Annotated in this window: 4 protein-coding genes; 3 read left to right on the forward strand and 1 reads right to left on the reverse strand. The window is 28.1% G+C overall.

Features of this window, described 5'->3' with window-relative positions; genetic code table 11:
- Positions 1-284: 284 nt before the first annotated feature.
- Positions 285-1373: a 3-phosphoserine/phosphohydroxythreonine transaminase gene (gene serC / locus ERCISPPA3004_RS03290; RefSeq protein ID WP_157990647.1), complete on the reverse strand. Its 1089-nt coding sequence runs from the start codon at positions 1371-1373 to the stop codon at positions 285-287.
- 560 nt (positions 1374-1933) lie between these two features.
- Between serC and hemW the strand changes: the two genes are divergently transcribed.
- The 3 genes from hemW to tsaC all read left to right on the forward strand — a co-directional run bounded on the left by hemW (position 1934) and on the right by tsaC (position 6082).
- Positions 1934-3070 carry a radical SAM family heme chaperone HemW gene (gene hemW, locus ERCISPPA3004_RS03295; RefSeq protein WP_157990648.1) on the forward strand — a complete coding sequence of 379 codons (1137 nt, stop codon included), beginning with the start codon at positions 1934-1936 and terminating at the stop codon, positions 3068-3070.
- A gap of 1226 nt (positions 3071-4296) precedes the next feature.
- The gene (locus ERCISPPA3004_RS03300) at positions 4297-4770 is read left to right on the forward strand and encodes a DUF494 family protein (protein ID WP_157990649.1); all 474 of its coding nucleotides are present in this window, start codon (positions 4297-4299) and stop codon (positions 4768-4770) included.
- 751 nt (positions 4771-5521) lie between these two features.
- The gene (tsaC, locus tag ERCISPPA3004_RS03305) at positions 5522-6082 is read left to right on the forward strand and encodes an L-threonylcarbamoyladenylate synthase type 1 TsaC (RefSeq protein WP_157990650.1); all 561 of its coding nucleotides are present in this window, start codon (positions 5522-5524) and stop codon (positions 6080-6082) included.
- Positions 6083-6919: the final 837 nt, after the last annotated feature.

The following is a 6919-nucleotide window of genomic DNA, read 5'->3' on the forward strand; positions in this document are numbered from 1 at the left end:
TAAATTATATTGATATAATTATATAAATATATTTCATATTAAACTCAAGCCATCTTAAACTGAATTCATATACAATACATTACACACAGAACTTCTAGAAGTATCTGTCATACTTAACGTAGTTACGTCATTCTTGATAGTTATACTGAATATAATATTTCAAGATTGATGATACACTATTTGCTTATAATTTTGTAATGTTACATTTTTAAACTACATCTAAATATTATTAATATTCATCTACAATTTGTATATTATTATGATTTAGAGATAAAATTTAATTTTTATTTATAATAGCGATATTCAAAATCAATCATAAAATCAGTAAGCTTTTTTACTCCAGATAATGGCATAGCATTATATAATGACGCTCGCATGCCCCCTACTATCTTATGACCTTTTAAGGAATGTAATCCTTCAGCAACTGACTCTTCCAGAAAACGTATGTTTAATGTTTCGTCTGCAAGGTAAAATGGTATATTGATACGTGATCGATTATTATCTGCCACATTATTATGATATAAATTGCTGCTATCAATTGTCTGATACAAAAGATCTGCTTTGACTTTATTTAATTTGGATAACTCTTGAACCCCCCCTTGTTTTTTTAACCATTTAAATACTAGACCAGATAAATACCAGGCAAAGACAGGTGGGGTATTAAACATAGAATTACTCTCTGCTAGCACCTTATAATTTAAAACTGAAGGTAATTCATTACGTGCCTTACCAAGAAGATCCTCACTTATAACTACTAGTGTTAACCCAGCAGGTCCGATATTTTTTTGTGCTCCAGCATATAAAGCACCATATCTACTAATATCGATTGGCGTCGTAAGAATTGTTGAAGAAAGATCTGCTACAACAGTCTTTCCTATAAAATCTGGAACTTCATGAATCGCAACACCTTCGATGGTTTCGTTAGGGCAAAAATGAACATAAGCAGAATCATCTGAAAAACTCCAATTATGCATCGGAGTAATAGCTTGAAGGCCATTAATAGATATTTTAGCATTGGTAACATTAGGTTTACAATACTTTTTAGCTTCTTTTATAGCATTTATGGCCCAATATCCACTATTAATATAGTCTGCCTTAGTATGCTTACCTAATAAATTTAATGGAATTGCAGAGAATTGCGCGCGCGCCCCACCATGACAGAATAATACTTTATAGTTATTCGGAATCTTAAGAAGATCTCGAAAATCTGTTTCAGCCTCTTCAGCAACTTGTATAAATTCTTTACTACGGTGACTTATTTCCATTATAGAGATTCCTATACCCTTCCAGTTAAAAAACTCCATTTTGGCATGACGTAGAACGTCTATGGGTAGCATAGCAGGTCCCGCACTAAAGTTAAAAATTTGACTCATTTTTATGATAATCCTTGATATATTAATCATACTAATCAGATAATAAAATGTTTGTCAGATAAAATACCTGTCATACAATTTAGGATATAACAATTATCTATTTATGAACTTTTATTAAGTAAACACTATTTTGATTTTATAACCTTATGCATGATCCATTTCTTTAAGTTATGTGCTACATTTTTAATCTCTGTCATAATTTTTCAGTTAAAATTAAACAAGAATATCCTAAGATTCTATCTTTTCAATTAGTTATTAGTGCGGCATGGCTCACCAATGAACTTAATTTTGCGCTGATGTGGCTATATTATATAACTAAATATATATATAGCTATAAAAGCACTTAGCTCATAGTGCTAAGAAAATGATGTTTTAAATAAAATGTTTATATGCTCTTTACAGTATATTTATTTATTATGATAATATCATTATACATATAATAAAACTTATCAAAATCGCATCGTAAGCTATTAAATCAAAGGTTGATTTTTACTATTTTAATAGTATAAAATAATTATTTTGGTTTTATTTTTTTATTTATAATTTATAATTGTATACATATGCTAACTCTTCCTAATTTAAGTCTCTATATTCATATCCCTTGGTGTGTCAAAAAATGTCCATATTGTGACTTTAATGCACATGTATTACTTGACAACATCCCAGAAGATCAATATATATATCATCTTTTCAACGATCTCCAACTAGATATACCATTGATTTCCAACCGAAAGGTTGATACGATTTTTATCGGAGGAGGGACTCCTAGTCTTTTAAGTGTGAAAACTATACAACGTCTTCTACATGGCATACGTGAGCATTTAGAATTATCAAATAATGTAGAAATTACAATAGAAGCCAATCCTCAGGCATTAGAGATAGAACGATTTTATGGTTATGCAAATGCCGGTATAAACCGAATTTCAGTCGGTATACAAAGTTTTCAAGAAGATAGCTTAAAGCAATTAGGTCGTATGTATAGCGCACACGAAGCAAAAAAAGCAGTAAAAACCCTTTCTGCTCTTAATCTACATAGTTTTAATCTAGATCTTATGCATGGATTACCAAATCAATCTCCAGAAAATGCACTTAATGATCTTAATATCGCAATAGCTCTCAATACGCCACATCTATCATGGTATCAACTAATGATTGAGCCATGTACCCTTTTTTCTGCAAAAACTCCAGAATTACCAAATGAAGATGAACTATGGAAAATATTTGAAAAAGGTCATAAATTACTTGCAGTTTCCGGTTATCAACAATATGAAATATCATCATATTCCAAACCAAGTTATTTGTGCGCACATAATTTAAATTATTGGCGATTTGGTGATTATATAGGAATTGGTTGTGGTGCTCACGGAAAGCTAACTCAGCTTGATGGTTCTATTATCAGAACTAGTAAGACTCGTCATCCGCGAAAATTCATGTCTAGTAATTATCTATGCAAACGCTTTACAGTAAGCAATCATTCAAAACCATTGGAATTTTTCATGAATAGATTCCGTTTACTAGAAGAAATACCACGACATGAGTATATGTCTTATACCAGACTATCAGAAGATAGTATTCGAACCCCAATAGAGATAGCAATCAAAAAAGGTTTCTTAACAGAAACTACTGAATCCTGGAAAGTGACAAAAAAAGGGCATTTATTTCTCAATTGTATGCTAGAATTATTTTTAATGGATTAATATATTTTCATATGGTATAATTTAAAATGTCATTTTAAATTTAATAGGATATGCATTCTACATGCATTTTATCATTTTTATGGTACATCTATTCAGTGTTAGCTCATTTAAAACAATGACTATAAATTATTACTAGCATAAAAATATTTTACAAATATATATGCTTGTATACATTAAGATTTATATAAGATTTACATGATTGTTACAGTTTTTACTACATATCTCCTTTACATTTTTGACTTGGAGTATAAACATAACAAATAGTAACAATGATCATACCAAAATACATCCAGTTACAATAAATATAAATTAGTATATATTATATAAAAGTATTACTCTATATTTGAGATTTATTTTTTTAAAACTTATATATGATATATCTATAATAATTATTTTTTATTTATTTATTTATTTTATTTCTTTAAAATTATTTATATATAGATTTAACTATTCAATCATTATGAAATTCAAGATTAACAACATGAGGTGTTATCATTTTACCAAAAAACAAAAAATTAAATACTAGCAAAATTCTCTTTTATTAGTGCATATATATTCTGGTTAAATAATATAATTTAGAGATATTAATTTAATGTAACAGTGTATTAGTGCTAACTGAATATAATATGATATTTATAATTATATTATCAAATTACCACATAAAACAACATTTAAGATACTGTTAAAATATATGCTAATATTTGTAGTACGAAAAATCGCCAAATACTATTTTATATAAAAACGTATGATGATATCATATAATGTGATTATTCTGTAATTACTGCACCAGTTAACAAAACTGTAATCAAAAATTAATTTTAAAGCAAAGAGGTCATGTGAAGTAAAGTTATGTAATATGCTAGGTTTAGTTAATATTCTAGATAGTCTTTTTTTTGTTCTGCGCTAATAGTTATTCTTTTACATAAATATTTTTCTTAATTATTTAATGAATTTGGATATATTTGTATTTATAATTATGATAATATTATAAATTTATAATGATTTTAAAAAAAAAATTACTTTGCAATATATAGCATCATTATTTATCGCTATTTTCCTATCTTTATAATTAGGCAGGAAAGTGAGTTAATACTTATCAAAATTATCACTTAACATGCTAATAAATCTCTATCTAATTATACACATTAAGCTATCTGCGTTAAGCGCATATATAGATTTTATAACGATATGTAACGGCCATTTCCGATTTAAGGAGGGGCATACCCATGTTCGACGTGCTAATATACTTATTTGAAACATATATGCATAATCAAATGGCAGCACATATAGACCAAGATAAGCTAACTAACGATTTATCTAGCGCCGGTTTTCATCGTGATGACATTATTAATGCATTTAATTGGTTAGAAAAATTAGCAGATTATCAATCTGGGCGAGCATCTTCAATGTTTCTATCCTCTGACCCCCTATCTATGCGCATTTATACTATAGCTGAAAAGCAACAGCTTGATGTTAATTGTCGTGGCTTTATTCTATTTTTAGAACAAATTCACGTATTAAATTTAGAAACACGTGAAATGGTTATTGATCGTATCATGGCACTTGATACTTTTGAGTTTCAAATAGATGATCTAAAGTGGGTTGTTCTGATGGTACTTTTTAATATTCCTGGCTGTGAAAATGCTTACAAGAGAATGGAAGAACTAATTTTTGATTTAAATGAAGGGATTGTTCATTAATTATTCTTCTAGTGCTACAATTTGAGCAAATAAATTTATTAAATAGTTTTTTTACACACTGTTCTTAAAATCTTAACGTTAGTTATATTATGGATAACATTTGATACTACTCTATGAGTAGTATTCATTTGTAGATATAAATACGATCACATTTTTTTCAGTATTTGATTTTGTGAATAATATCTGCATTTTTAAAATTTAATGTAAAGCTTTTTTATTAAAAAAAATAAACAGTATTGAACAATTTATGGCTAGTTAAAATGTTAAGGATATTATTTTTATTCATAACCTCATAATTATATTGTTTTATGTTGCATCTTTCAGTAAAAAGTTATATTTAATTTTGTATCAAGAAACTCAGTACTTAATAAGTTAATAACTAAAAAATTTTTTATCCCCTCTAGTCAGAGGCATCACAGCTAACATGCATCGTGGTAAATCTATATATCTAACTTATCAATCTCTATTATCTTATATGATAATCATTTATAAAAAATTATAAAGAAAAATCACTTTAATGATAAAAACTCTAAAAAATACTACATTACATTATAATGCATTCATTTAAATAAAACTGCTATACAAATATTCTTATTAACTGAACTATATACCCTCTGTATAATCCTATTTCTGCTCATTTTCAACTACCAATCAACCTTTACATATATTATACATATGTATGTGCATGAATATAATATTACGCAAACAATCATATTATTATAAAAACTATCCAGATACCACCGGAGTAACCATGAACCTTTCGACACATTCCCTATTGCAATGCGCACACTATATAGGCAATGCCATGGTCATTGCATATCCGACTGAATCCATGTTTGGACTGGGTTGTCATCCTTCTTATAAACTAGCCATAATGCATTTACTATCCTTAAAAAAACGCTCTATTAAGAAAGGTTTTATTCTCGTTGCCGCTAACTATCAGCAATTAATTCCTTGGGTAGCTGACGAAAAATTGTCATTACAGCAAAAAAAACTAATGTTTTCTACCTGGCCAGGTCCAGTCACATGGATACTTCCTGCACGCAATATCACGCCATACTGGTTAACGGGAGAATTTACTACAATAGCAGTACGAGTCAGTAATCATCCTTCTATTATTGATTTGTGTCTTGCATGTAATACAGCGCTGGTTTCAACTAGCGCTAACATTACCACTCATCCCCCTTGTCGCTATTTAACAGAATTATTCGAGCAGTTTGGACATAACTTTCCAGTATTATCAGGTGAAATCGGTTGGCAAACGCACCCATCTGAGATGCGAAGCATATTTACTGGTGAGCGTATACGCTAATATGTATAATCATCTTCATTCAAGATTATGCTATCATTAATGTAATTGCATGCTTTAAAAGAAAGCAATCATCTGGTCAGCAATAGCAAGACTTAATAACAGTTAATTATTACCTATTTATTAAATATTGCTATTATTTGATATAATGTTATATAAATGTATGAGTATTTTTATACCATATTACTATTAATATTATTATTAATGTTACTAAATACTTTATTAAGTAAAAGATTAATACTTCTTGAGATACATATATACTACTTTGAGTGTAAAAAACTATATTTATATAAGAAGTGCATGTTATATTTTTTAAGAAAACTTTTCTTTAAAGATATCAGTCTACTTTTTAAAAATACGCAAACAAAACGCTAATGTCATCTTCTGATGAGTTATTGGATAATATAAATATCTGAACAATATGATTGTATAAAAATATATCATGTAAATTACTAATATTAATAACATTAATACATTAATATATTAAACTCTGCAGGTACATACATCAATATTACTCATATCTCAATGTTCTATGTTGTCATTTTTCATTAACGACACTTTTGGAGAATCACAAAGCATGCTGTATCTGCTGTATTAGTAATCTCTCATATCAGTCACATAAAATATTTCTAATATTTTATGTGACTGATCACTGGCCGCTATGTTTACGTTAAAATAGATACTATACGTAAATAAGAACAACTACTACTACAAAATATCAGGCATATTACCAAAATTAAGAATAAAATACATAGTCTGTTATTTCTAAAAAACACACTTAATACATAGTTAGTTGTGTTATATAAAACAAATCATTACTTAAATAACTTAAACGCATGC

The sequence above is a fragment of the Candidatus Erwinia haradaeae genome, from assembly GCF_900698995.1.
In the GTDB taxonomy this organism is placed as follows: domain Bacteria; phylum Pseudomonadota; class Gammaproteobacteria; order Enterobacterales; family Enterobacteriaceae; genus Erwinia_E; species Erwinia_E haradaeae_C.